The 26,604-nt window shown below is 35.0% G+C and carries 28 protein-coding genes; 3 read left to right on the top strand and 25 right to left on the bottom strand.

The window, feature by feature from the left end:
* Position 1: 1 nt before the first annotated feature.
* From C7381_RS05660 to C7381_RS05570, 19 genes are all read right to left on the bottom strand, one after another.
* Entirely contained in the window at positions 2-787 is a 786-nt protein-coding gene (locus C7381_RS05660) for a nitroreductase family protein (protein ID WP_052085448.1), read from the bottom strand.
* Positions 788-831: 44 nt separating this feature from the next.
* The gene (gene dtd / locus C7381_RS05655; protein WP_116480229.1) at positions 832-1,278 is read right to left on the bottom strand and encodes a D-aminoacyl-tRNA deacylase; all 447 of its coding nucleotides are present in this window, start codon (positions 1,276-1,278) and stop codon (positions 832-834) included.
* Positions 1,278-3,422, bottom strand: coding sequence for a RelA/SpoT family protein (locus C7381_RS05650; RefSeq protein ID WP_116480228.1), 2,145 nt, complete (start codon positions 3,420-3,422; stop codon positions 1,278-1,280). The genes dtd and C7381_RS05650 overlap by 1 nt, the downstream gene beginning before the upstream one ends.
* 4 nt (positions 3,423-3,426) lie before the next feature.
* Positions 3,427-5,172 carry a single-stranded-DNA-specific exonuclease RecJ gene (gene recJ, locus C7381_RS05645; protein ID WP_165803610.1) on the bottom strand — a complete coding sequence of 582 codons (1,746 nt, stop codon included), beginning with the start codon at positions 5,170-5,172 and terminating at the stop codon, positions 3,427-3,429.
* An 82-nt stretch (positions 5,173-5,254) separates the two neighbouring features.
* Positions 5,255-6,133: a protein translocase subunit SecF gene (gene secF, locus C7381_RS05640; protein WP_052085449.1), complete on the bottom strand. Its 879-nt coding sequence runs from the start codon at positions 6,131-6,133 to the stop codon at positions 5,255-5,257.
* A 12-nt stretch (positions 6,134-6,145) separates the two neighbouring features.
* Positions 6,146-7,420 (bottom strand): protein translocase subunit SecD, encoded by a 1,275-nt coding sequence (gene secD, locus C7381_RS05635; RefSeq protein WP_034547046.1) that lies wholly within the window; start codon positions 7,418-7,420, stop codon positions 6,146-6,148.
* 11 nt (positions 7,421-7,431) lie between these two features.
* Entirely contained in the window at positions 7,432-8,778 is a 1,347-nt protein-coding gene (scfB, locus tag C7381_RS05630) for a thioether cross-link-forming SCIFF peptide maturase (protein ID WP_116480226.1), read from the bottom strand.
* 40 nt (positions 8,779-8,818) lie between these two features.
* On the bottom strand, positions 8,819-8,968 hold the full coding sequence (gene scfA / locus C7381_RS05625) for a six-cysteine ranthipeptide SCIFF (protein ID WP_034547050.1): 150 nt from the start codon (positions 8,966-8,968) through the stop codon (positions 8,819-8,821).
* Positions 8,969-8,982: 14 nt separating this feature from the next.
* On the bottom strand, positions 8,983-9,309 hold the full coding sequence (gene yajC / locus C7381_RS05620) for a preprotein translocase subunit YajC (protein ID WP_116480225.1): 327 nt from the start codon (positions 9,307-9,309) through the stop codon (positions 8,983-8,985).
* A gap of 53 nt (positions 9,310-9,362) precedes the next feature.
* Positions 9,363-10,478 carry a tRNA guanosine(34) transglycosylase Tgt gene (gene tgt, locus C7381_RS05615; RefSeq protein WP_116480224.1) on the bottom strand — a complete coding sequence of 372 codons (1,116 nt, stop codon included), beginning with the start codon at positions 10,476-10,478 and terminating at the stop codon, positions 9,363-9,365.
* A 10-nt stretch (positions 10,479-10,488) separates the two neighbouring features.
* Entirely contained in the window at positions 10,489-11,511 is a 1,023-nt protein-coding gene (queA, locus tag C7381_RS05610; RefSeq protein ID WP_034547125.1) for a tRNA preQ1(34) S-adenosylmethionine ribosyltransferase-isomerase QueA, read from the bottom strand.
* Positions 11,507-12,823, bottom strand: a complete 1,317-nt coding sequence (locus C7381_RS05605; protein WP_116480223.1) for a SpoIID/LytB domain-containing protein — start codon at positions 12,821-12,823, stop codon at positions 11,507-11,509. The genes queA and C7381_RS05605 overlap by 5 nt, the downstream gene beginning before the upstream one ends.
* Positions 12,824-13,828, bottom strand: a complete 1,005-nt coding sequence (gene ruvB / locus C7381_RS05600; protein ID WP_116480222.1) for a Holliday junction branch migration DNA helicase RuvB — start codon at positions 13,826-13,828, stop codon at positions 12,824-12,826.
* Positions 13,829-13,839: 11 nt separating this feature from the next.
* Positions 13,840-14,421, bottom strand: a complete 582-nt coding sequence (gene ruvA, locus C7381_RS05595) for a Holliday junction branch migration protein RuvA (protein ID WP_116480221.1) — start codon at positions 14,419-14,421, stop codon at positions 13,840-13,842.
* A gap of 2 nt (positions 14,422-14,423) precedes the next feature.
* Complete coding sequence (ruvC, locus tag C7381_RS05590) at positions 14,424-14,918, bottom strand: crossover junction endodeoxyribonuclease RuvC (protein WP_034547058.1); 495 nt, start codon at positions 14,916-14,918, stop codon at positions 14,424-14,426.
* 99 nt (positions 14,919-15,017) lie between these two features.
* Positions 15,018-15,650 (bottom strand): CBS domain-containing protein, encoded by a 633-nt coding sequence (locus tag C7381_RS05585; RefSeq protein ID WP_034547060.1) that lies wholly within the window; start codon positions 15,648-15,650, stop codon positions 15,018-15,020.
* 43 nt (positions 15,651-15,693) lie between these two features.
* Positions 15,694-17,055, bottom strand: a complete 1,362-nt coding sequence (locus C7381_RS05580) for a penicillin-binding transpeptidase domain-containing protein (RefSeq protein WP_116480220.1) — start codon at positions 17,053-17,055, stop codon at positions 15,694-15,696.
* Positions 17,056-17,075: 20 nt separating this feature from the next.
* Entirely contained in the window at positions 17,076-18,212 is a 1,137-nt protein-coding gene (locus tag C7381_RS05575) for an FtsW/RodA/SpoVE family cell cycle protein (protein ID WP_165803609.1), read from the bottom strand.
* Positions 18,213-18,264: 52 nt separating this feature from the next.
* On the bottom strand, positions 18,265-18,684 hold the full coding sequence (locus C7381_RS05570) for an FHA domain-containing protein (RefSeq protein ID WP_116480218.1): 420 nt from the start codon (positions 18,682-18,684) through the stop codon (positions 18,265-18,267).
* Between the two features lie 55 nt (positions 18,685-18,739).
* Between C7381_RS05570 and C7381_RS05565 the strand changes: the two genes are divergently transcribed.
* Both C7381_RS05565 and C7381_RS05560 read left to right on the top strand, forming a co-directional pair.
* Complete coding sequence (locus C7381_RS05565; RefSeq protein WP_165803608.1) at positions 18,740-19,162, top strand: regulatory protein RecX; 423 nt, start codon at positions 18,740-18,742, stop codon at positions 19,160-19,162.
* Positions 19,149-19,436 carry a GIY-YIG nuclease family protein gene (locus C7381_RS05560; RefSeq protein WP_116480216.1) on the top strand — a complete coding sequence of 96 codons (288 nt, stop codon included), beginning with the start codon at positions 19,149-19,151 and terminating at the stop codon, positions 19,434-19,436. The genes C7381_RS05565 and C7381_RS05560 overlap by 14 nt, the downstream gene beginning before the upstream one ends.
* 51 nt (positions 19,437-19,487) lie before the next feature.
* Here C7381_RS05560 and C7381_RS05555 read toward each other — a convergent pair whose 3' ends face one another.
* The 6 genes from C7381_RS05555 to C7381_RS05530 form a co-directional block, all read right to left on the bottom strand.
* The gene (locus C7381_RS05555; protein ID WP_116480215.1) at positions 19,488-19,931 is read right to left on the bottom strand and encodes a hypothetical protein; all 444 of its coding nucleotides are present in this window, start codon (positions 19,929-19,931) and stop codon (positions 19,488-19,490) included.
* Positions 19,932-19,985: 54 nt separating this feature from the next.
* The gene (locus tag C7381_RS05550) at positions 19,986-21,413 is read right to left on the bottom strand and encodes a hypothetical protein (RefSeq protein ID WP_116480214.1); all 1,428 of its coding nucleotides are present in this window, start codon (positions 21,411-21,413) and stop codon (positions 19,986-19,988) included.
* On the bottom strand, positions 21,403-22,818 hold the full coding sequence (locus C7381_RS05545; protein ID WP_116480213.1) for a sensor histidine kinase: 1,416 nt from the start codon (positions 22,816-22,818) through the stop codon (positions 21,403-21,405). Before C7381_RS05545 ends, C7381_RS05550 begins: the two co-directional genes overlap by 11 nt.
* A 15-nt stretch (positions 22,819-22,833) precedes the next feature.
* Complete coding sequence (locus tag C7381_RS05540) at positions 22,834-23,508, bottom strand: response regulator transcription factor (RefSeq protein WP_034547072.1); 675 nt, start codon at positions 23,506-23,508, stop codon at positions 22,834-22,836.
* Between the two features lie 91 nt (positions 23,509-23,599).
* Positions 23,600-24,799 (bottom strand): beta-N-acetylhexosaminidase, encoded by a 1,200-nt coding sequence (gene nagZ, locus C7381_RS05535; protein WP_116480212.1) that lies wholly within the window; start codon positions 24,797-24,799, stop codon positions 23,600-23,602.
* Positions 24,792-25,751 carry an RluA family pseudouridine synthase gene (locus tag C7381_RS05530; protein ID WP_116480211.1) on the bottom strand — a complete coding sequence of 320 codons (960 nt, stop codon included), beginning with the start codon at positions 25,749-25,751 and terminating at the stop codon, positions 24,792-24,794. The genes nagZ and C7381_RS05530 overlap by 8 nt, the downstream gene beginning before the upstream one ends.
* A gap of 80 nt (positions 25,752-25,831) precedes the next feature.
* Between C7381_RS05530 and C7381_RS05525 the strand changes: the two genes are divergently transcribed.
* The gene (locus C7381_RS05525; protein ID WP_116480210.1) at positions 25,832-26,482 is read left to right on the top strand and encodes a hypothetical protein; all 651 of its coding nucleotides are present in this window, start codon (positions 25,832-25,834) and stop codon (positions 26,480-26,482) included.
* Positions 26,483-26,604 lie beyond the last annotated feature (122 nt).

Genomic DNA, 26,604 nt, shown 5'->3' with positions numbered 1-26,604 from the left:
CCTATATATTCATTGTGGCAATTTTTACATAGCCGTCGTGCATTACGAAATTGTCTTCGAGCTTCCATTCACCCTTGTGGAATGTCATATTATACATTTGTTCAAAGTAGTACATAATGATGCCCATATCTTCATAGTAAAGCTTTCCGTTTACTTCTTTTAAATATAAAACTACTTGATTTTGTCTGATAACAAATCTCCAGCTTTGTGAATTGAGTGTGCTAGGAGCGAATCTTGCATAATAAAACACATCGTCCAATCCGAGTTGTTCGAGTTCATCAATGCTTATTGGATTTCCAATTTCTTCACTGAAAACGATATCTTCAACCGGCAATCTTTCCGATTTTTCTTCTTGAACAAACGGGTTCTTCGGTTTAGGATACCCAACAGCTAAAATAAGATTTGCATCCTTATTTTGGAAAGCTTTTTCCTTTACAGATTCGGAAGTATTAAATAGTCCGATCCAACAACTGCCGAGACCTTCTTTTTCAAGAAGACTTATAACATCTTCGGCTTTATACATGCCTACAACTTTATCCTTGTTTGAATCACCTTTAAAAGTAACTGTAATATATGCAGGTGCTTCAATCATAACTCCGTTGTAGCCTGCATGACCGTCTAAAGCTTCGAAAACATCTTTTCCGTTTTCATAAAGTTTGAAACTTACACTTTCATTATCCATGAGATTGAACACTTGTTCAAGTCTTGATAATGAGTCCTTGTTGATTTTCTTGTTTTTAAAGTGTCTGTCACTTTTTCTGGATGTTAAAAAATTACTTATTAGCATAAAATCCCTCCCAAATATATTATAACAAATTGTTAAAGAAAAATCTATTCATTGGAGTCTAAAATAATAGTAACCGGTCCGTTATTATTAAATTCTATATCCATCATCGCTCCGAATGAGCCTGTCTTAACCTCGAGTCCCGTAGATTTGAGCTTATCGACAACCATTTCGTAGAATTCTTTTCCTTTCTCATATCCTGCACTTCTGTCGAAGCTTGGTCTGTTTCCTTTTCTGCATTTTGCATATAAGGTAAATTGGCTTACGACAAATAGGCTCGCTCCAACATCAAGTGCTGAAAGATTGAGTTTGTCCTCGTCGTCTTTAAAAATTCGAAGCTTTGGAATTTTCTTTACAATATAATCCACATCTTCTATTGTGTCGTCGTCTTTTACTCCGAGTAAAACGAGCAATGTCTTGTCGGTTGTTTCATTGTAAACCTTATCATCAATCGAAAGTTTAACTCCGTCAGTAACTTGTATAAGTGCAATCATCAGTTAATTCTCCTGTACGCATTTAGAACTGACGGTATTTGCCCCAAATCTTTTATGATTCGATTGAGCTCCTGTTTGTTTGGAACTTTTACGGTCATAGAAATTGTTGCTAAATTGTTGTCGTCAATCTTTGCGTTTAAGTTTATAAGAGAAGACTTCTGCTCTCTCATATAACCGGCAACTTCGCTTATGAGTCCAACTCTGTCAACCGCACGAATCTCTATATCAGAAACAAACGCATCACTGATGTTTGACGACCAACGAACATTTATCTGTCCAAGTCTTTCTTTTAAAGAAATTGTGTTAGGACAGTCTTTTCTGTGAATTGTGACACCATGACCTTTTGTCACAAATCCGACAATTTCATCGCCCGGAAGCGGATTGCAGCATCTGCTGAAACGCACTTTAAGTCCAGGTAAATCATCCACAATAACCGAACTCGGCGAGTCCGAAACAATGTTCGTATTAGGCTGTATAAAATTGCCATCATCATCTTTTATAGAAACATTCTCAACAAGTGATTTAATCTTATTTACCGCAACATTTAGCTTTAAAGAACCATATCCGATTTGTTGATATAAGTCATCAATTTCACTGAGTGAAAAATATGATGAAAGAGCTTCCATATTTTCTTTTGAGAACGCATCTTCAGGTTTTATATTAAGTCTTTTTAATTCTGAAGTAAGAAGTTCTCTTCCTACAGCAATATTTTCTTCTTTGTCGATACTTCTATACCAGGATTTTATTTTACTTTTTGCTCTCGAGCTCTTTACAAACTTTAGCCAATCTCTTGATGGACCACAAATATTTTTAGACGTTGTAATTTCAACAATATCGCCATTTTGAAGTTCATAATTAAGCGGTACAATCTTGCCGTTTACTTTTGCTCCGATGGTTCTGTTTCCAACATCGGTGTGAACTCTATACGCGAAATCGACAGGAGTTGAGCCCATCGGCAAATCGACAACGTCACCCCTTGGAGTCAAAATGAAAACCTCATCGTTAAAGAAGTCGACCTTTAGTGTGTCTATGAAATCTTTTGGATCTGCGAGATCGGCTTGCCATTCCATAAGTTGTTGTAGCCATTTGAGATTTTGTGAAAGATTTGTTTTTCCTTTTTTCTCTTTGTACATCCAGTGCGCAGCAATCCCGTATTCAGACGTTTTGTGCATTTCCCAAGTCCTTATTTGCACCTCGAAAATCTCGCCTTCGTTTGTTATAACGGTCGTGTGAAGCGATTGGTACATATTAGGCTTAGGCATCGCTATATAGTCCTTAAATCTTCCGGGAACCGGTTTCCATGATGCGTGAACAACACCAAGAGCGGCATAGCAGTCATTTACCGTGTCCACAATAATTCTTACAGCTGTAAGGTCATAAATAGAATCAAAACTTTTATTTTGGTCCTTCATTTTTTTATAAATCGAATAGAAACTCTTAGGTCTACCCTCTATTGAAAATTTCAAATTTGCTTCGGTCAGCTTTTGTTTTAGTTTTTCAATAATCTTATTTAAATCGGCTTCACGTTCTTTTCTCTTCTTATTGACCTTTTCAACCAAATCATAGTAAGCCTTCGGCTCCAAATGCCTCAAACAAAGGTCCTCAAGCTCCCATTTAATTTTCGAAATACCGAGTCTATGTGCAAGAGGTGCATAAATATCAAGTGTTTCTCTTGCAATTCTGTATCTCTTTTCGTCGGTCATATATTCAAGTGTTCTCAGATTGTGAAGACGGTCAGCGAGTTTAACAATAACAACTCGGATGTCCTTACTCATTGCAAGAACCATCTTTCTAATATTTTCCGCTTGTGCCTCGTCAGCTTTCTTATAATTTAAATTTTTAATTTTCGTGACACCTTCGACAATGTCAGCAATGTTTTCACCAAACATCTCCTTTATATCGTCATATGTGTACTTAGTATCTTCAATTACATCATGTAAAAGTCCGGCGCAAATCGTCTGCGAGTCCATATTGAGCTCAGACAGAATCTTTGCAACTGCGACCGGATGAATAATATAAGGTTCCCCGCTCTTTCTAAGCTGTCCTTCATGTGCTTCCTTAGCGAGATTAAACGCTTTTGTTATAAGCTCGACATCGGCATCGGGATTATATTTTAAAATATAAGCTAATAAATCTTCAAGCATACCATCACCTCTTGTACCTATAGTTTGTTATGATTATTTGTGCTTCTTTATTACCTCTGAACTCATTAAGTTGAGGGTAATAAACAATATCCATGTAAAGTCCCTTTTGTATTGAATCATAAATATCTAAATTAAATTCCTCTTTGAATCTTTTAAGGAATGCGTCCTCAGTCTCAAACAAAATTGCCGTAACAACTCTGTTTGAACTTGAAACAAGAGATAGTTTAATAACATTTTTATTTTTTCCTAATACATTAAAACCTATAAATTTTAAATTATTGTCCGCAAATTTCGGCTCCTCATTCGCCTTACCGAACGGCCTGAATGAATTTAGCATATCAAGAAATCTTAAATCCACCATTTCAAGCGGGAAAATTGCGTCTATATAAACCTTTTTAATAAAGTCAGTCTCATATTTATTTGCAGATTTTATGAGTTTATCTCTAAATTCATCCATCTTATCTTTTTCAATTGAGAGTCCGCAAGCCATTTTATGTCCGCCGAATTTTAAACATAAATCACTGAACTCTGAAATAGAACTATAAATATCAAACTCATCAACACTTCTTCCTGAACCTTTTAGATTTTCTTCTCCATCAGTAAGGATAATTGTCGGTCTGTAATATTTTTCTTTTATACGTCCTGCAATTATTCCTGCAACACTTTCATGAATATTTTCTAGATAAATGACAAGCGCACTAGGAAGATTATTTGAATCTATTTTTTCGAGAGCGGACTTGTATCCCGATTCGGTATATGTTTTTCTTTCTTCGTTTAAATCATTTAACTCAGTTGCAATTTCAAGGGCTCTGTCCTCATCTTCAGTGGTTAATAATTCTATACCCAAATCAGCTGTTTTCAATCGACCGCTTGAGTTGAATCGTGGACCTATAATAAATCCGATATGATAGCTATCCACTTTTGAAATATCAACGCTAGCGACCTTTGTAATTGCCCTCAAGCCCAAATTTGTTGTTGTTCTATAGTTCAGTAAGCCATGATATGAAATTATCCTATTTTCATCTACAAGATCTACGACATCGCAAATTGTTGCAATGCCGGCTAATGTTATGAGCTCCCTGTCAATTGCTTCGTCATATACACCGAATTTTTTTAAAAGTAAAATTGCAACTTTATAAGCAATACCAGCACCGCATAAAAGCTTGAACGGATAATTGCTGTCAGGTCGATGCGGATTTATTGCACCGATTGAATCCGGAATTTTAAACTCCCCGTCTTCAACCTTTAACTCGTGGTGATCTGTAATAAATACATCGAGTCCCAATTCCTTTGCGTATTCTAAAACGTCAAAAGCTTGAATGCCATTATCTACAGTTATAATAAGACTCACACCTTCAAGTTTAAGTTCGTCAACAATACGTCTATTAATTCCATATCCATCAGACATTCTGTTAGGAATTTTATATGTAACGTTAATTCCAAGGCGTTTAAATGTTTTAATAAGAATTGTGGTAGACATAATTCCGTCGACATCATAGTCACCGACGATAGCTACTGTTTCATTATTTTCTTTCAGAGAAATAAGTCGATCATAAAGAATATGGAAATCATTAAAAAGATTTGCGTCATACATTGCTTCGTATGGATTTAAAAAATATTTTCTCATATCGTCAATCTCAGTTATATCTCTGTTATAAAGAATGCGTAGCTTTGTGCGTTCCAACAGATTTAAATTCTTGTCAGGCGACTGAGCATTGTTCTTATTTCTTAAAAACCATTTCTCCAACATAATTCCTCCAATAAAAAAGTAGAATGAGTACTTATATACCATTCTACCATTTTATGGATAAAATTTCCAGTATTATATTAAATTATCTTTTGTTTTGTGCTACTTTTGCTTCGTCTCCGCCGCAGAAAATATACCAGAAGTTCGGAGCTAAGAATACTGATGACCAGAAACCTGAAACCATACCGATGATTAAAGGTAAAGCCAATACTTTAACAGCTTCAACTCCAACATAATATAGAGTAAATACTGCAAGAAGTGTTGTTACAGTTGTGAAGATAGATCTTCTTATAGTGTGGTTAACTGCTGAGTTAATAATATCTTCTTTTGTTGCTTTAGGTTGAAGCTTTCTTTCTTCTCTGATTCTATCGAAAATAATGATTGTAGCGTTGATTGAGTAACCCAAAATTGTGAGTACTGCAGCAATAAGACTTGAATTTACAGGGAAACTGAAAATTGCATAGAAGCCTACTGTGATCAAAACGTCGTGAATCAAAGCGCAAATAGCAGCGACACCGAATAAAAATTCAAATCTGATTGTAATATAAACAAGCATCAAAGCTGAAGCAATTAAAATTGAAATAATAGCTTTTCTTTGAATTTCTTTACCCATTGTCGGTTCTGCAGAGTCAGAAGAAATTGCAGTTCTGTCGATTGAAAGTTCTTGTTCAAGAGCGTATTTGATTTCCGTCATTTGTGTTGTGTCAAAGTCTTTTGTACTTTTTACAATGATGTCGGATTTGTTTTCTCCACTGTATTGAATACCGATTGTGTTGTCATATTTTTTAAAAATATTTCTAATCTTTTCTTCTTCGATAAACTTAGGTGCTTGAATTGTTATAACAGTACCACCTGAGAAATCAATACCAAGATTGAATCCCTTAACAGCTGCAAAGCAAATTCCGGCAATTATGAGAATGGCTGAAATAGCCATATAAATATATCTGTGTTTTACAAAATTCATAATTCTTCCCTCCTAAGCTCCAAATGATTTGTTAGATTTAAATGTAAAAATGTTTGCCATTAAATCCAATAACCATTTTGTAAGAAGTACTGCTGTGAACATTGATGCAACAATACCAAGGATGAGTGTAACACCGAATCCTCTGATTGCACCGATACCATATACATAAAGAACAATACCTGCAATTAATGTTGTGATATTTGAGTCAATAATTGATGATAATGCATTTTTGTATCCGGCTTTAATAGCAGCCTTGTGTGTTTTTCCGGCTTTAAGTTCTTCTCTAATTCTTTCGAAAATAATAACGTTTGCGTCAACGGCCATACCGATTGAAAGCATAAGTCCTGCAATTCCCGGAAGAGATAGCTTAACTTTTAGAAGTAGGAAGAATCCGATAATAATTTCAGTATAAACAAGCAAACTGATACATGCTGGAATTGCCATTACTCTGTATAATGCGAGTAATAATACCATAATTAATAATAATGAAATTCCAATTGCAAGTATTGATTTTTCATAAGCATCAAGACCAAGTGTAGGTCCGATAACCGAGCTTGTGAGTTCCTTCATAGGAATAGGAAGAGCACCTGCTTTAATAAGTGTAGCAGTTCTTGTTGCATCTTCGAGCTTCATTGCTTCGTTACCACCGTTGATGATTGCTTTTCCGCCTCTGATTTCTTCATGAACCATAGGTGCTGAAATAACTTCATCGTCTAATCTGATAAATAAAATCTTCTTTTGTGCATCTGTTTCTGCTGCAAGTCTCTTTGTTGCTTCAGCAAATTTTTCTGCACCTTCATCGTCAAATTCAAGACTGATTACAGGTTCGTTACCTTTAATCGGGTCATTAATATATTGAACGATACTTTCTTTAACGTTCTTTCCTGTTAAAACTACATTTCCATCAGGATCAACGAATTGAAGTTGAGCTGTTTTACCGATCAATTTCAATGCTTCTTCTGAGTCCTTTAGACCTGCGAGTTCAACACGGATACGATTATCTCCTTCAATAGCGATATTTGGTTCACTTACGCCAAGACCGTCAACACGTTGTTGAATGATTGCCTTTGCTTGTTCCATATATCTTCTTAACTCTTGACCACTTGCATCAGTGTCAGCTTGTAATAATACATAAACCCCACCTTGAAGGTCCAATCCTAATTGAATTGCATCTTTTGCCTTAGGGATTTTTTTGTCACCTAGTTGAAAGCCGAATACGCCAATTGCGAAAATTGCAAGTACTAAAGCTACAACCAAGGTAAAGTAAACTAATGATTTACTTTTCATCCTTCTCCTCCTTATCTGTTGGCCAATATCGAAATGGCACATTCAATTCTTTTTTTCTCCATTTCGCAGCCAAGTTTGTAAACCTTATTGATGTTTTTGTTGTTATACCATGCGTTTGCATGACATCCGCCGGAACAATAAAACCTTGCCCAGCAATATTTACATTCGTCTTTTGTAAAGACATTAGTAAACTTGAACTCATCTCTGAGTTCTGTATTCTTAACACCTTCAAAAACGTCGCCGAGCTTAAATTGTTCTTCGCCGACAAACTGATGACAAGGATATAAGTCTCCTTGAGGTGTTACAGCCATATATTCATTTCCTGCTCCGCATCCGGAACATTTTTTTATTATGCAAGGACCTTGAGATAAATCAATCATAAAGTGGAAAAATAAAAACTTATCATCCTTCTTTAAGATGTCGAGATAATCTTTGGAAAACTTTTCGTATTCCTTCAAAATCTTGTCAAGATGCTCTTCCCTTATTGCATAATATTCGTTAGGATTCGTTACAACAGGTTCGACAGAAACCTTTTCAAATCCTTCATTATAAAAATTTAAAATATCTTCGCTGAAGTCAAGATTTTGATTTGTAAAAGTGCCACGAATATAATAATCTTTATCGCCACGCTTTTCTACAAGTTTCTTAAACTTCGGAACGATGATATCATAACTGCCCTTGTCGGTTAAAGTCTTTCTCATTTTATCGTTAACGGATTTTCTTCCGTCAAGACTTAAAACGACATTGGATATATTTTCATTTATAAAATCAATTATTTCATCATTTAATAAAACGCCGTTTGTGGTGATTGTAAATCTGAAATTTTTGTTGTATTTCGGTTCTAAAACCTCTCTTCCGTACTTCACAAGTTCTTTAACAACTCTGAAGTTCATGAGTGGTTCTCCACCGAAGAAGTCAACTTCCAAATTTACACGTTTGCCCGAATTTTCGCACAAAAATTCCAATGCTCTCTTTCCTACAGAAAGTGGCATCAGACATTTTTCTCCATTAAAATTCCCTTGCGATGCAAAACAATATTCACACTTCAAATTGCAATCGTGAGCCATATGTAAACATAGAGCTTTTACAATATTTTGATTTGCGAATGGAATAGTGTCAACATCAATCGGCTCACTAAACAGTAAACCCTCCGATTTAAGAGAGTTTATTTCTGAAAGCGCTTCGGTTATATCGGATAATTCATAGTTGTACTTAGAAGCAAGTTCCTCGTCCGAAAGCTTGTCATATTCATCTACTATATCGTATATAATTTTTTCAACAACGTGAACGCTGCCTGAGTTAATATCAATTATACAATATACGCCATTAAGATGAAATTTATGGATTCTATTCTCCATTATTTTAACCCCAAAAAAAAGTAGTGGATATTACCACCACTTATTTATTTTGTGGATTTTCGCACTTTTGGTTTCCAACTGTGCAACTGGTCTTGCATGCTGATTGGCATGAAGTTTGGCATTCGCCGCATCCGCCGTGACATAATGTGTCTTTTATGTTTTTCTTTGTCAATGTTTTAATAAGTTTCATTTTTTACCTCCAAATTAAATAGTGTCTACTTTTGCGTCTTTAACGTCTTTTTTCTTTGAAATTGTTGCAACTGATGATTTTAGAATCTCAATTTGATTTTTGAGAGTTCCGACTTCAATAACAACAATGTCATCCTTAACTTGTAAAATCTTACCCATTGTTCCTGCAATGGTGATAACGCTGTCTCCCGGTTTAAGGGCAGCTCTCATTGCTTGGACCTCTTTATCCCTTTTTTGTTGTGGTCTAATCACGAATAAATAGAAAAAACCTAGAACAACGACCATAGGTAAAAGAGAAATCAGTGGGTTTGCTGTTGGGTTTGCTGTTGTAGCTCCGTACATTTCTTCACCTCACTTATGGTAATTATATAATAAAAAAACAAAAAAATCAATAGTTAATCCAAATAACCATAATTTTTATAAAATTCCTCTTTATATTCTAAGAAATTTCCATCAATTACACTCTTTCTTATATTTTCCATCAACTTTAAAAGGAATCTGACATTGTGGAGACTCAGAAGTCTTCCGCCAAGGATTTCACCGTTCATAACGAGATGTCTTATATAAGCTTTTGTGTGATTTCTGCATGCGTAACAGTCGCAATCTTCTTCAATAGGTGTGAAATCTTCAGTGAATTTTGCATTCTTTAAATTTATTCTGCCGTATTTTGTAAATGCTGCACCGTTTCTTGCAATTCTTGTCGGAAGAACGCAATCTGCCATATCGATTCCCCTTTCGACAGACTCGAAAAGATAGTCAGGCGATCCGACACCCATGTGATATCTCGGTTTATCCTCAGGCATATAATCTGTGCATGTATCAAGCATTTCCTTTAAAACTTCAATCGGTTCTCCAACGCTTAGTCCACCAACCGCATAACCTTTCAAATCAAATTTGCAAGTTTCAATTGCAGAAAGTTTTCTTAAATCTTTATACATTCCGCCTTGAACTATACCGAAAAGAGCCTGATCATCTCTAGTTTTTGCATTCACGCATCTTTCGAGCCATCTCAAAGTTCTATCCATGGAATGTTTAATATAGTCGTAATCGGCCGGATATGGGGCACATTCGTCAAATGCCATCATTATATCGGAGCCTAAATTCTCTTGAACGGAAATTGACTTTTCCGGAGATAGGAAAACTTTAGAACCGTCGATATGCGATCTAAAGTGTACACCTTCTTCGGTGATTTGTCTGTTTTCGGTTAAACTAAACACTTGAAATCCACCGGAATCTGTTAAAATTGGAAGTTTCCAATTCATAAATTTGTGAAGACCGCCGGCCTTTTTTATAAGTTCGTCCCCAGGACGTAAAAATAAATGGTATGTGTTCGAAAGAATAATCTTTGTATTTAAATCCAAAAGCTCATTATTCGAAAGAGTTTTAACCGTCGCTCTCGTTCCTACCGGCATAAAAATAGGTGTTGGTATATCTCCGTGAGGAGTTTTTAAAACACCTACCCTCGCCTTTGTTCTATCATCTTTTTTTAATACTTCAAACTCAAAACTCATAAATTCTCCATTATTCTATAAACATTGCATCGCCAAAACTGAAAAATCTGTATTTTCTATCGACTGCAATTTTGTATGCGTGAAGGGCATTTTCTCGTCCCATAATTGCAGAAATAAGCATAAGAAGTGTGCTCTTCGGCAAGTGGAAATTGGTGATCAGCTTGTCCACAACTTTAAACTTATAACCCGGATAAATAAAAATATTTGTCCATCTGCTGCCCGCTCTCACTTCACCGTTTTCATCTGCAGCACTTTCAAGCGTTCTTATTGTAGTTGTTCCTACTGCAACAACTTTTTTGCCAGCTTTCTTTGCTGCATTAATCTTCGCTGCAACTTCTTCACTAACAGTATATAATTCTTCATGCATCTTATGATCTTCAATAAACTCAGATGTAACCGGTCTAAATGTGCCGAGACCTACATTTAATGTTATAAAAAGTTCCTCGATGCCTTTGTTTTTTAATTTTTCCAAAAGCTCATCCGTGAAGTGGAGTCCTGCTGTCGGTGCAGCCGCACTACCCGGATCCTTTGCATAGACCGTTTGATACATCTCCTGATCTTCAAGTTTTTCATGAATATATGGAGGAAGCGGCATAGTGCCAAGCCTATCCAAAATTTCATATAAAATTCCGTCATATTTAAGCGTTACATAACGAAGACCTTCTTCATCAACTTCATCGACCACAAGGGATAGCTCATCTCCAAAGAAAAATTCTGTTCCTACTTTAGCTTTTTTGCCAGGCTTTGAAAGACATTGCCATCTATCATCGCCAAGTTCCTTTAAAAGTAAAAACTCAACTTTTTCTTCCTTGTCTTTTCTATGCCCAAAAAGTCTTGCAGGGATAACTCTTGAGTCATTAAAAACAAGAATATCCCCTTCATCTAACAGATCGACCAAATCTGAAAAAACATAATCTTTTGGTTCACTGCCTTTTTTATCAACTACCATCAGTCTTGATTTATCACGTTCTTTTAAAGGCGTTTGAGCGATTAATTCTTCAGGTAAATCAAAATCGTAGTCATCAACTCTAATCATTTAATACTTTTACCTCGATTCCCGGATAATAAAAATTTAATATCTCCAAATATTTGAACCCCTGCTTTGCCATTTCATTTGCTCCATACTGTGAAAGTCCAACGCTGTGGCCGAATCCTTTTCCATAGAATACATACTTATCTGTTAAATCTATTGAAGTTTCAATAATATTTTGACCTCCCGCCTCTGCCGAAGATCCAATATTTTGTACTTTTGAAACTTTATCAAGTTTATCGTCCGTTAGTTTTACTATGTCAAAAACAACCCCTTCATTAGGTCCCGGAGTGCTGGCAACTATAATAGTTTTTTCTTTCTTAGGCATCGGTTTTACATTTGTATTTTCAACTTTTTTATTCACATCAAAAAGTGTGCTTTTAAATTTCGAAGAGCCGAAAATTAATCTAAACTTATTTGCCGAAAGTTTAACATCTCCGTCATTATAGGATACGACAACATCTTTGACTCGTCCTAAAGCATTTTTTTGAAGCCTTAAACCTGTGAAATTGCGTTTGTTTGTCTTTTGTGCAAGAAGCTCGTCAAGATTATCTCTTGAAACTTCCACTTTCCAATCTACGTTCGGCGTATTTGTGCTGTATGGGTCATACTTCATAACAAGATATGGATATTTGTTTCCCCAAACCTCTTCGCTTGACGCAATAACACCACCGTTCGATGATGAGTATGTCGCGTTTATTATTTCACCATTAAAAGATGCAATAAGCCCCTTTGTTTCATCAACTGCTTTTCTAATTTTATCATTCACATTGTTCACACCAAGATAAACTTGACTGTAAATGTCATTTGTAAGATTGTATCCGTGTTTTATATATTTCTTCAAATTAGAAATTGCATAACTTCTTGCGGCAATCGCTTGTGCTTTAAGAGCATCCATTTCAAAGCTGGAACCCATTTCACCTGAAACAACAGAATAAATATATTCTTCAAGATTTACATTATTTATAAGTGCATTGTTTATTGAATCTACATAAAAACAGCCATTATATTTCCTTTTATCAACAGATGTTATATTGTTCTTTGAAGCAACCATGCTGTTTTCATAAGGACCGTAAAAACCTGAATCCGTCTTTATCATAAGTCCGTTCTCATATGATAAATGAATCGATTTTGCAGGGATTGGAAGAACAGCTTTTCCTTGTGTTATGAGTTCAAACCCTTGTTCAGAAGTCAAATCATATCCGTCACTCGACGATTTAATTTTTATATTTATTGTTAAATCATCACTTTTCGCACTTGTAGAAATAGTTAAAAGTGATATTATAATCGTTAAAAATAATAAGAATCTTTTCATTTAACCCTCCATAAATGGTACTCCAACGTGAATTGCCGCTTTTTCAGTCGCGATTCTTCCCCTAGGCGTTCTTACAATAAATCCTATTTGCATGAGATACGGCTCGTACACGTCTTCGATAGTTCCCTTTTCTTCACCGCTCGCAGCACTTAAAGTGTCAATGCCGACGGGTCTTCCTTTAAACGTAACAAGAAGTGTTCTTATAATCTTTCTGTCCGTTTTGTCAAGTCCTAAATCGTCAACTTCAAGGATATCTAGACCTTTTTTTGCCATTTTGTTGTCTATTTCGCCACTTCCCATAACCACTGCATAGTCGCGAACACGTTTAAGAAGTCGGTTTGCAATTCTCGGTGTGCCGCGTGATCGCCTTGCGATTTCTAGTGCCCCTTCATCGTCTATAAACACATCTAAAATCTTTGCACTTCTTTTTATAATTTCCGTAAGACTCTTTTCATCATACAGCTCGAGATTTAAATTCACTCCAAATCTATCACGAAATGGCGAGCTCAAAAGTCCTGCTCGCGTGGTTGCACCTATGAGCGTAAACTTTTCAAGATCGAGTCTAACACTTCTTGCCGTTGGACCTTTTCCAATCATTACATCAAGGCAGTAGTCTTCCATCGCCGGATACAATATTTCTTCAACATTTCTGGAAATTCTGTGTATTTCGTCGATAAAAAGTACATCGCCTCTTTCGAGATTAGTCATAATGCTTGCCAAATCCCCCGGCCTTTCAATTGCCGGACCGGAGGTAACCTTTATATTTACTCCGAGTTCATTTGCAATTATATTTGCTAGCGTGGTCTTTCCAAGTCCCGGAGGTCCATAAAGAAGTACGTGGTCGAGCGTGTCCTTTCGTATTTTAGCAGAATCGATAAAAATCTTTAGTTTATCTTTCGCCTTGTATTGTCCAATATATTCATTGAGCCATCTCGGACGTAAAGAATTGTCAAATAAATCCTCCCCATCTCTCAGATTGCTCGAGATTATTCTCTCGTTTTCCATTGAATCTCCCTTTAGTTCATATTCTTAAGTGCAAATTTTAAGGCTTCGTCAATCGTCATATCCGTAAAATCGATATGTGCAATCTTTTTCTCAATTTCAAATCTGTTATACCCGAATTGCGTTAGTGCTTCTATAAGCTCACTGTGAATTGAACTCTTCGGTTCTTCATCAATGTCTTCAATTGCAAATTCAAAGTCCTTTACCTTGTCCTTCATATCCACAATGAGTCTTTCGGCACTCTTTGCACCTATGCCCGGAAGTTTTGTTAAACTCGTCTTGTCTTCTGAAACAATTGAAGCAACAAGCTTTGACAAAGTCACACTTCCCAAAATACCGATTGCGGTTTTTGGCCCTACTTTCGGTACTGTTCTTAAAATATTAAACATCTCTCTATCTTCTTTAGTTGCAAAACCGTAGACCGAAATTTTGTTCTCACTCACGACCTGCTCCGCATAAATCACTTTTTCTTCACCAATTCTAACTTGCGATAAAATGTTTTTCGGTGCTTCCAAACGATATCCTATGCCTGCAATATCAATCACAAGATAGCTATCATAAAAATCTACAATTTTGCCTTCAAAATATTCATACATAATTACTTTAACCTAAATTCATCTTTAAATCTGCCGGTGAATGAATGGCATATTGCAAGTGCCAACGCATCTGCGGCATCATCAGGCTTCGGAATTTCCTTCATATTCAAAAAAGACTTCACACATTCCTGAATATCTCTTTTGTTTGCACGTCCGTAGCCTGTAATTCCTTGTTTTACTTGAAGAGGAGTGTATTCATATATCGGAATTTCATTGTTCAAACAACAAAGCACTTGAACTCCACGTGCCTGTGCAACTTTAATTGCAGTGGTAACATTTCTGTAGAAAAATAGTTCTTCAATAGAAACTTCGTCCGGTTGATATCTCTTTATAAGAAAATCCAAATCATCATATAAGAGCTTCAACCTTTCGGGAAATGTGAGGTCCGGCTCAGTGTTTATTATTCCATAGTCAACAAGTTTAAACTTGTTCCCGTTTGTATCTATTAAACCGAAACCTAAAATCGCAAGTCCCGGATCCAATCCTAAAATTCGCAAAAAATCTCCTCCATATTTATTATACCAAAGAATGCCAGAAATCGCAAGGAAAAGGACACAAAAAAACTCCCTGCAATCCGTGCAGAGAGTTTGAAATTTCTATAATTCTCCTGTTTTAAATCCTTCTTTTTCAACTTTTGATACAAGTTCATCAAATTCTTCATTTGATGCAACCTCGACTCTACATTGAACTTTAAGAATTCCCATAACCTTTGCATCCATAACGACCATTGAAGGAACATTAATGCTTTCTTTTCTAAAGACATTTAAGAGTCTTGAAAGTTGTCCCGGAATATTGAAGATGTAGACAATAAGTTGTCTTCCCTTTCCGAGATTGAAAAGATCTGAGAATGCTTTAAAGATTGAAGCGTGTGTCATGATTCCGAGGAAATTTCCATCAGCATCAACTACAGGCAAGAACGGAATATTTAATTTTTCAATAGCGATACTTGCTTCGTCAATACCGTCATTTGGATCAAGAGCCTTAATCCCGGTTTCAACAAATTTTTCAATTGATTGTTTTTCAAATTCCTCTCTGTTTGATGTGTTTTCATGGAAAAATCTTTCATAAATTGTAGCCTTCATTACGTATCCGACGAATTTTTCTCCTTCAACAACCGGTAAACTTAAAAATCCACCTTCTTCCATTTTTGCAAGTGCTGTCTTTACAGTATCTTCAACTGAAAGAAGTGTAAGGAAATTTTTTGATAGAATATGGTTTTTTACTAACATTCTAATACCCCCTAAATTATATTTTGCTAAGGACAACAGTTAGTTAATCCATTAACAATTTCTTAAATATCTCTACAGTTTTATTATACCCAATATTTGAACAATTTTCCAGTACAATCGTAATACATTTAGGATTTTCTTCATTTTCATAGAAACCTGTAAAAAAATAATTGTATTTTCCGTTTCCAAGTTCCGCAGTTCCGGTTTTTCCTCCGGCATTTTTTAGACCAAAACCACTTGCAGTTCCTGTCGCCACAACTTCTTTCATATAGTCTTTTACTTGATTTGCAATTTGTTCACTAAAAGGCATTATAATCTTTTTAGAAAAAAGTTTTTTATTTATTTTTACATCTTCCGTCTCAAAAGAGTTGACATATCGTGGTGTATAAAAATATCCGCCGTTATAGACACTTTCAGTGATAATATTTAAAATCATAGGAGAGAGTGTAACTTTCCCCTGTCCAATTCCTAAAAGTGCGTTTGAAAACTCGTCGTCAGAAAGACTTAACTCAATCGGTGCCATAGGAACAATCGAACTTTCCGAAATTGTTTTATTGACTGAATCAATTAAATTTTTAAAACTTTCAAGATATTTCAAATTTGCCCACACGAAATAAGTATTTAAAGAATGTGCAAATGCTTTTTTCATGTCGACAGTGCCATATCTCATAGTGTTGTAATTTGCAATTTTAGCATCCCCGATTTCAATTGAGCCTGTATCTTCGTAATTTTCATTGAAATTATTTTGCAAGAGATTTATACTTGTCAAAATTTTCATTACAGATCCCGGAGAATATCTCCCGAATTGAACACGATTTAACATCGAGCTCTCGTTTTCATTGTTTATAAACTCAGATAGCTTTCTTTCATCGTATGTCGGGTTTGAATAACTGGCAAGTATCTCGCCAGTCTTCGGGTTAGAAACCACTATTGCACCGTTAAAGTTTTTAAGAAGTGCCTGTGATTTTTGTTGAAGTTTTAAATCGAGAGCCAAAATGAGATTTTCGCCTGTTTTCTCGTTGAGAATTATATTTTTCGTTTTTGTCATAAACGATGCGTTGCCTCGACCCATAAGCTCCGGATTATATAGAGATTCAAGACCGGTAGTTCCGTATTTCTTATCGACATATCCAATCACATGTGAAAAAAGACCCGGATATTTTGAAATTCTTACATAACCATCCTCATTTTTTTCGCTGTATGTTAAAACTTCGTGGTTCCTGTCGAGAACACTTCCACGTTTAACAGTTGCTACAAGACGGTTCGACCTTGAGTCATATTTCGAGTCTACAAGATAGTTCGCACCGACAGAAGTAATCAAAAGAATTGCAATTGTTGAAATAAATGCCATAAAAACAACCGCATACATTAAATTATTCACTTTTTTATTCGGATTGTTTTCCATTTGAAACCTCAATTCTTTATCTAAACATTTTTTCTAAGAGCCGCTTGTAAAACGCCGAGCATCATAAACGACGAAATCATAGAGCTGCCGCCATAAGAAATAAACGGTGCGGTTACACCTGTTAAAGGTATCATATTCAAAGTGCCCATTAAAATTACAAAAAATTGTGAAACAATTGACACCGGAATTAAAACAGCAAGCTTTTTATAATATTTATTGCTTACATATTTAGCAAGTTTCAGGCTATATGAGAAAAAGATGACGTAAATGATTAATATATTTAAAATCATTATTGTACCCATTTCTTCGCCTATTGCCGCCAAAATCATATCTGAAATATTAACCGGAATTATATTTGGTATCCCAAGACCTATGCCTGTTCCAAAAAGTCCGCCATTAGCAATTGCGGTGAGTGCTGTAACGATTTGATATCCCTTTTTTGCAAAATATTTAAATGGATTTGTCCAAACCATAAATCTTATTCGTACATGCGGAAGTATCAAAAAGCCGATAACAGCAAATGCTGCAAACATTATAAGAGTGACGGCAAAATATTTTCTCTCGCTCTCAAATACATAGAGATAACTTATATAGATTATAAATAGTAAGAGTGCACTTCCAAGGTCTCTTTGAAGAAAAAGAAGTCCGAAATATGAAAATGCAATTGCTTTGTTTATGAGTTTATAATGTTTTATTTTTGTGAACGATGAGTTCTCCAGCGTTGCAAGCTGAAAAATAAATAAAAGTTTTATGAGTTCAACCGGTTGGAAAAGGTGTCCATAAATACTGACCCAGTTTCTTGCGCCATTTCTGTTGATTCCGAAAAGCAGCGTGTATAAAAATAAAATATAAATCGCTCCAACGAACATATAAAAGAAATACTCGTGAAAGTCCGTGTTTTTTATAATCATATAGGACACATACATAAATGCGACACCGATTAAAAACCAAATCATTTGCTTTACGCCATATTCGGAATTGAGTCTAAAAATTTCAAGTGTTCCTATGCTAAATAACATGGAAACCAAGACATAAAACAAATCGTATCCGATGAGTCTTTTGTTCAGCCAAACATTTACAAATCCCACTATGAGAACTGATGAAATTGCAATCAAAGACTTTGTAGTAACCTCGTCTTCAGCTTTAAATAAAAACATCAACACTCCACCTAATAGTTGGAAAAGAAGTATATAAAAATAGGATTTTTTCTTATTTGACATTTCGAATTCTCTCCTCAAACACGATTATTTCATCTCCGATTTTTATAATGTCTTTATTTTTCAAAATAACGCTCTTGACTAGTTCGCCATTTACAAATGTGCCGTTAGCACTCTTTAAATCAATCAAATTATAACCTTTGTTGGTCTTTTTTATATGAAATTGTCTCTTTGAAATAGCATCGTCTTTAATAGTTACATCGTTTTCAGCCGCACGTCCGACAGATATATTGTCTCTTATAACGGCAATTTTGTCACTTTCTTCTCCACCGAATCTTAAAATAGCAACCTTCTCTTTGCTTTCTTTTTTAATATAGTATAAAATATCCTTAAGGATGTTTGTGGTAAACAAAAAAACTATAACTACCAAAATATATTTTAAAATTGTGCTTATTGTTGCAAAATAATCCATAAAAACTCCTTTACGAGGTGATAAAATGAAATATACATGTACCAAATGCTGCCTGATGTTTCTTAAAAACACTAGAACAGAGGCGGAAACAATTAAATATTTAAAGGATAATGATTATAGCGAATCTGAAATAGATGAAGCTATAAAATATGCTAAAGAAGTCGGCTATATCAATGATATAGACTATATAAATGCATATGTATCAGACCATCTCCTTATAAACAAGTGGGGTCCACAAAAGATAATTTTTAAACTTAAAGAAAAAGGTATATCCGGCGAGGCTGTAAATTTTGCACTCATGGACAATGAAGAAATCATAAAAAAAAATCTCTACGCTCAAGTCGAAAAGAAAGCCAAAGGCCTTAATCTCGAAGATTTTAAAACCAAACAAAAAGTGATCAACCATCTTATTTCAAGAGGTTATGATTATAGTAGTGCAAAAAATGCACTTGAGGACTATATCGATGACAATAGATAACAACGATTCCAAAGATTTTAAAGTCTATATTTTAAAATGTGCCGACGACACCCTCTACTGCGGCATGACAAACGATTTAGAAAAACGTATCAAAACCCACAATGAGAAAAATGGTGCCAAATATACGCGTGGAAGAACGCCCGTCAAACTAGTTTATTTTGAAACAGGCTATACAATGAGTGAAGCTTTGAAGCGCGAGGCTGCGATAAAAAAATTAACAAAAGCAAAAAAGTTGAAACTTATAAATGATTTTGATATTGAAAAAGAGCGATAACAACTATCGCTCAGCTCTATCAAAAAATTTCAAAAAAGATTCTGCCAAGTTCTAATTTTCAGGTGTTTCCATGTTGGAAATTTCTTTTTTTAGGGCTTCACGCCTCACCTTTGCTTCTCTTCTTTTTCTTTTTTCCATCCTTATACGCTTTTCTTCTTCTGTGAGAGGTCGCCTTCTTCGATCTTTATTTTTGTACATAATTGCAAGAATGCGTGCGAAAAATATGCTAACAAGCCCGCATGCCCCTGTCAAAACTACGACTCTCAAATCCTCAGGTGAACTCTTTAAAAAGCCTCCGTTTTTATTTAAAAATAACCTTATGAGTGCATAAAATACTAATACAACTCCAGGTAAATATTTTACAAATCTTAATCTTGAGAACAACACGTGAAGTATTATAACCGCAATGGCGATTAAGACAAAATACAACAACGAATATTGTTCAAGTCTAAGATATGGTCCCAATTCATCAAGAACCTTATCTATCAATTCCATTTAAATCAACTCCAAATTAATTATACATAAAATTGTTGTTAAAATCAATACTTCTTAGTAAAAGCGTTTCCAAATCTTTGATTTTTTAACGTTTGACAAATGTGTTTCCGCCTCTGAGCCATATGACCACATATTCATAAACATCGCCGCATTTTCTGTGTCAATGTTTAAAACTTCCGAAACATCAAGCTGAACATTTTTGAAATTTACAATTTTAAACGAATTTGTTGTCCTTACAATAGCAAGATTTCTTATTGAACTTGTGGTGAAATCGCGAACATTCGAAAAAAGTTTATTGATATCTCTTATCGAAATAGACTGTTGATTTTCATTTAACAGTATTCTAGCGTTCACATCTCTAATTGAAATGTCCACATTTTTCACTCTGCCATCGCTTTTATCAAACAGCCTTACAATCAAAACCCAATATCCGTTTCGTCTGATGATACCCATATTCCTTTTATCAAAATAAAGTTCGTTGTAGAGTACATTGTTACTATCCTCTTTTATAACTTCAAGCGAATTCTTTTGATAAACTTGGTCAAGTGTTATCGGACTTTTAAAATTCGATGACTCGATAGGAAGTATTGAAATACTGTTTTTAAAAAGTTCCCTTCCATAGTTTAAAGTCTCGAATGTATATGACAAAAATTGCGGATTTACATAATTTATTTTAATTTTTTTCTTGCCATAAAACTTACTTTTATCATTATGTTTTATATTTAAGTTCTTGGACTCAAATTCATAAAAATGCTTTTTAAATGTTGCCGTTATAGGATTTGTAAGAATACCACCTATCGGCTCCGTCCTAACATCAATATTCAAATATCCATTATTTTTCGGAAGATAAATACCCTTCGTCTTATAAACTTGAAGCCCTTCTGTATCTCTGTATACAAATAATGTCTTGTATTCCGGGTCTTCGCCGTCATCTTCACGCAGTCCTAGAAAGAGTGCCGTCGGTTTAAAAGTTTCATTTGGTTCTGCATTTCTTTCAATTTTACGTTTATTCACAATAAAATTGTAATCATTTTCATCTATTTTGCCTTCGTATTGTGCTTCATAAAGATTGTAGTTCTCATTCACGAGAATCTTTGTATCTTCTAGAACTGCAATATCGCAAACATAATCTTCCGAGGAATATACACTTAAAACGATAATATCCTCAGCTTTGTCGTAATCACGTAAATTATTTAAATTGTAATTGTTAACTAAATAATCCTTAATGCTCACTTTTTTTGTCATATAGCGAACACTCTTGTAATCTTTTCCGCAAATAAAAGCACGATCTTTATAGAAAACCATATTCTTGTTTTGAAAGCTTATTTTTTCTCCATTTTGATTGAACTTATTTATAACCGTATATTTGCCTTTAATTGGGTAAGTTATATTTATTATATCACTGGATCCACTCTGTTTTATTTTGCAACCGATTGAGAAAATAGAGATGAGAATAATAAAAAATATAAATTTATTCTTCATCACATTTCTCCTCATCAAAAACTTTCGGAAGAGTGATTATAAAACTTGTGCCCTTTCCAACTTCACTCACGAGCTTGATGTCGCCGCCTGAAAGTTTGACAATTTGATGTACAATCGAAAGCCCGATTCCAGTGTGACTTTTCTTGGTGTCTCCCCTATAAAACTTTTCAAAAACATGCTCTCTGTCTTTTTCAGGAATTCCGTCACCGTCATCAATTACTGAAACAACAAAATTTTCACCCATATCCTTTAAATCAATCTTTATCGTACCATCTTCGGATGTGAATTTAAATGCATTGTCTAAAAGATTTATAAACACTTGTCTAAGCTTGTCCGGATCGTTTAAATATTTTAAACTCTTTACATTTGATTTTATATAGAAGTTTTTATTTTCAGCTATTGCACGTGGCTTAAATTGCATTTCAAGTGCTTGCAAAAACTGAACCATATCAATAGTTTTCTTTTCGAGTTTAACTTTTTTATTTAAAAGTCTACTGAAGTCCAAAAGATCATTTACCATTTGAGCAAGTCTATCACTTTCCTGCTCGATTATGTTAAGGCCGTCTTTTAATAGTTCCTCATCTGAAGAATCTTCTTTTAAAGTGTAAGCCCATCCCTTTATAGATGTCAATGGCGTCTTTAACTCGTGGCTAACGTTTGCGATAAATTCATTTTTAACCGCATCACGCTTCAAAACTTCATCCCTCATATAGTTCATACTTTCACCGAGTTTAACAGTTTCAAGCGGTCCTTGCGGATTGTATTTGTAGTTATAATTGCCCTTTGCAAGCTCGTCAGAGTATTTTTTGAGCCTATAAATCGGCTTAACAATCATATCACTTGCTATAACAGCCATAATTATAGCAATAATAGCGACTACAACTCCTATTGTGATAACAAGTTTCAAAACATTAAAAATAGACTCGTCCGCCTCTTTCAGACTTGATTGAAACACACTTATGCCAATCATTCTGTTCTGATAAGTTATGGGGAGAGCCACGCTAACGATTTTTGAATCACTAAATGAAAATTTATCAATAGACGTGTAATAACCGCTTTCTTTTATCCCGGTTAAAATTTCCGTTTTATTTAAGTAAGTATGCGTAAGGCCAATTGTGCTTAAAAGAAGATTTGCTTCTTCATCCATCAGCTCCAAATGGCCTGTATTATATTGAAAAAATGTAAAGGCATCGTCTAAAACAACATTCTTAATGCCTTTTGAAAAGTCGATATATCTGTATAAATAGCCCAAATTCAGTTCAGCTTGAGATTTTAATTTTGAAGTTGCATCCTTGTAAAAATAATTTTTTACACTAAAAATAACAGCAATCTCTAAAATAAAAATTGCAAAAATTATAATTATAGTTAAATTTAAAATAAGATAAAATCTAAAGCTTTTCTTCATTGCTTATACCTGTAACTATCTGTATCTGTAGCCTAGCCCCCATACAGTATTTATATATTCCGGCTCAGAAGCATCGTCCTCGATTTTCGAACGAATACGTCTTATATTTACGTCAATAATCTTTGAGTCGCCGACAAAATCTCGGCCCCAAATCAAATCAAGTAGTTCATCTCTTGAAAAAGCTTTGTGCGGATTTCTCATAAAGAGATCCATAATCGCAAATTCAGTCGGGGTAAGTTCAACATAAACTCCATTCTTGAAGAATTGTCTGGTGTTTTGATCGAGCTTAAATACATCGTCTTCCAATGTATCAGGGACATCCTTTGTTTCTACCCTTCTTGCAAGACTCTTTATTCTTAAAATGAGTTCGGTCGGATTGAACGGCTTTGTCATATAATCATCTGCACCGCTTTCGAGACCCAAAATCTTGTCCACATCTTGACTCTTTGCTGTGAGCATTATGATGCCGACATTATTGTCAAGTTCTCTAATTCTTTTTGCCACATCGAGACCTGAAATTCCCGGAAGCATAACATCAAGAAGTGCAATGTCAGGATGAAAATCAAGAAATGCATCGAGCCCCTCTTCTCCACTTTCCACGTCAACAACATCAAAACCTTGTCTTTCAAGATTTATTTTTATAAATCTTCTAATCGCTGTTTCGTCTTCTACCACTAAAATTTTTAACATAATTACACCTCAAAAATCTTTCTTAATACTAGTATACCCCAAAACTTGGATAAAAATCAATTTTAGTCATTAAATTTAGTCACAATATAAATTATTTAATCTCTGAAATAAGACCTATCTCAAGCTTTAGTTTTATAATTCTTTTATATGAGTCATCTATCCGACTGTCATCAACCTTCAATAGTTCAGATATAACTCCCGCCATCTCTTCATTTTTGTGGCAAACGAGTGGAATATCCCCGCCTGCTTCAACAAATTTTCTTGCCCTTGTCTTCAAGTCACCGTATGAATCAAGTGCGCCCATCGTAAGGTCATCTGAAAAAACAATGCCGTCAAATTTATATTCATCTCGAATTTTCCCCATCCATACCTTTGAAAGACTTGCAGGCAAATTGTCCACCTTAGGCACCAAAATATGTGCAACCATAACCCCACGAAGAATGTCGAAATTCTTTTTAAACGGAATTAAATCTGTATTTAAAAGTTCATCGTATGATTTATTTATAATCGGAAGTGCCTTGTGTGAATCAACATAAGTTGCACCGTGCCCCGGAAAATGTTTCCCCACACTCACGATATTATTTTTGTTCATATAATCAATCACATCTCTCGCGTATTTTGCAACCGACTCATAGTTATCCGAAAACGCCCTGTCGCCGATAATGCCGTTTCCCGGTTTTTGAGTGTCAAGCACCGGTGAAAAGCCTCCGTTAAAATCAAAATGTTTTAAAGCATCTGTTATTCTCTTTCCGTAATCTGTCGCCGGTTTGTTTTTAAAATACCAGCTTGGTGAATTTGTTTTGCCGTAAACCGACTTCAAACGATCAACCCTTCCGCCCTCTTCGTCGACAAATATAAACGGCTCATGTACATTCATATTTTTATAAAGTGCTCTTATGTCAAGCACGAGTGCTTTTAGTTGCTTGTCAGATGAAATATTTCTTTTAAAAAGAATTATTGACCCCGGCTTTGTCGCCTTTAAGAAATCCTCCATTTTTTTGTCGTACTTTGTTCCATAAATTCCGGAGCAAATCATCTCTTCGACTTTGGACTTCTTGTCCACAGTTTTTATATATCTATCAAGTTTTTCGTTCAAAGTTTTTTCCATTTCCTTTGTTTTTGTTTCCTCTTTTTTTGTAGAGTCCGATTTATTAGAGTCGGAATTCTTTGTGCTTACTTTTCTTCCGGAGTCAAGCACAATTTTTTTAACTTCGGTACCGCTATTCTTCTTGCAACCGAATGCAAACATTATAACCATATTCAAAACAAACAATTTATAAATTTTATTCATCCGTTAAACTCCTATAATCATCGATTAGCTCTTCTAAATACTTAGACTTGAAACTCTTATCGGAAAGCGACTCTAAATCGCCCTCAAGTTTTGGAAACACAAGCTCGCCCGCAACGAGTCTTTGATGATTCTTGTCCTTTATGTTTAATGAATTGTTAAATCCAATGTCTCCATACTTGTTGTCACCAATAATCGGATGTTTCAAAAGCTTCAGCTGCAATCTTATTTGGTGGGTGCGGCCGGTTATAAGTTCGATTTTAACAAGTGAAAAATCGCTCGCACTCTTTATAGTCGTGATGACCGACTCCATACTCTTTTCACCATCTTTTGTGACCTTAACCATATTCTTCTTTTCATTTTTTTCGAATGAATTCTTCAAGATTCCGTTAAAATCCATTTTCCCACGCACAATAGCATGATAAAGTTTTTGTATTTCACGATTTTTTATAAGTTCATTCATCGTTCTCAATGTGTTTGCATTTTTTGCGGCAATCACAAGTCCCGCAGTGTTTCTATCCAGTCTGTTTGAAATGGCCGGAACAAAAGAATGCTCATCGCGTGGATTATACTCGCCCTTTTCACGAAGATAATTTATAACACCGTCAACTACATTCGGTTCTTTCAAATTGTTTGAAACATGGCAAAGAAGACCCGCCGGTTTATCTACTATAATGACATTTTCATCTTCATAAACTATCTCGATCTTTGTTTTATTAAATACCTCACGTCTTCCCTTCGAAAACTTTTCGAAAGTTTCATCGCTGAAATAAATTGTAACATCATCACCCTCTAAAAGAAGATATGAAGGCTCGCATTTCTTTTTATTAACTTTTATCTTTTTCTCTCTGAGCATTCGCATAAGAAAATTTTTGCCCGCATTTGGCATAAGCTTTTGCAAAAATCTGTCCACTCTTTGATTAGCGTCATTTACTTTTATTTTAATATTTATCATATATCTCTTCCATTCTTTAGTGATTCGTGTTATAATAATATTATATTAGATTTATGGAATTTAATCAATGAGGTGAAGAAATGACTAGAAAAGACAAAACTAAAGACCTGTTTTACAATGCCATTGATTATCTTGTAATGCTTGTCATTATAATCGGCGTAGTAATAATATTAGGTTGGAAATTTGAAATGCTCTTCAACAAGAGCACTACAGACGACACAACAGTTGTCGAAAATAATACTGAGGAAGATGTTAAACCGACTAAAAGTGATACCGGTAAAAAAGATATCTCGGAAGTCGATAAAATAGATAAAAAACAATCAGAAAATAATGAAAATACGGATTCAAATCCGAATGAAACAGATGTTTCAACATCAGATGAAAACAACGACACAAATTCTGATACAAACGCTGATACAAATACAACTGATGAAAACAATACATCAGATACAAATAATGAAACCGATACAAATAAACCGGATGAAACCAAACAAATCGAAACAAAACCTGCTGAAAATGCAGGCGGTGAAGTTACTGTAAATATTCCGGCAGGCACACTTCCGGGAGCAACCGGACAAATCCTTGCAGATAACGGTATCGTTGAATCAAGTGAAGCATTTGTAAAAAAAGCTGTTGAACTCGGACTTGACAGAAAACTAAAGAGCGGCGAATTTAAACTGACAAAAGGCATGAGCCTCGACGCAGTAGTAAAAGCAATCGCAAAACAATAAATAGGCTCTATAATATCTATGGGGGAGTAAAACCCTCCATAGATATTTTTATGTAAAAAAATTGCACTTATACGCAAAACATCCTATACTAAAAATAGAAACCACAAGTAAGGAGGTGCATA

Origin of the sequence: Ezakiella coagulans, from assembly GCF_003096635.1 — a bacterium.
In the GTDB taxonomy this organism is placed as follows: Bacteria; Bacillota; Clostridia; order Tissierellales; family Peptoniphilaceae; genus Ezakiella; species Ezakiella coagulans.
The sequence above is the reverse complement of the archived record's forward strand: the minus strand, read 5'-3'. Positions and strand labels throughout refer to the sequence as shown.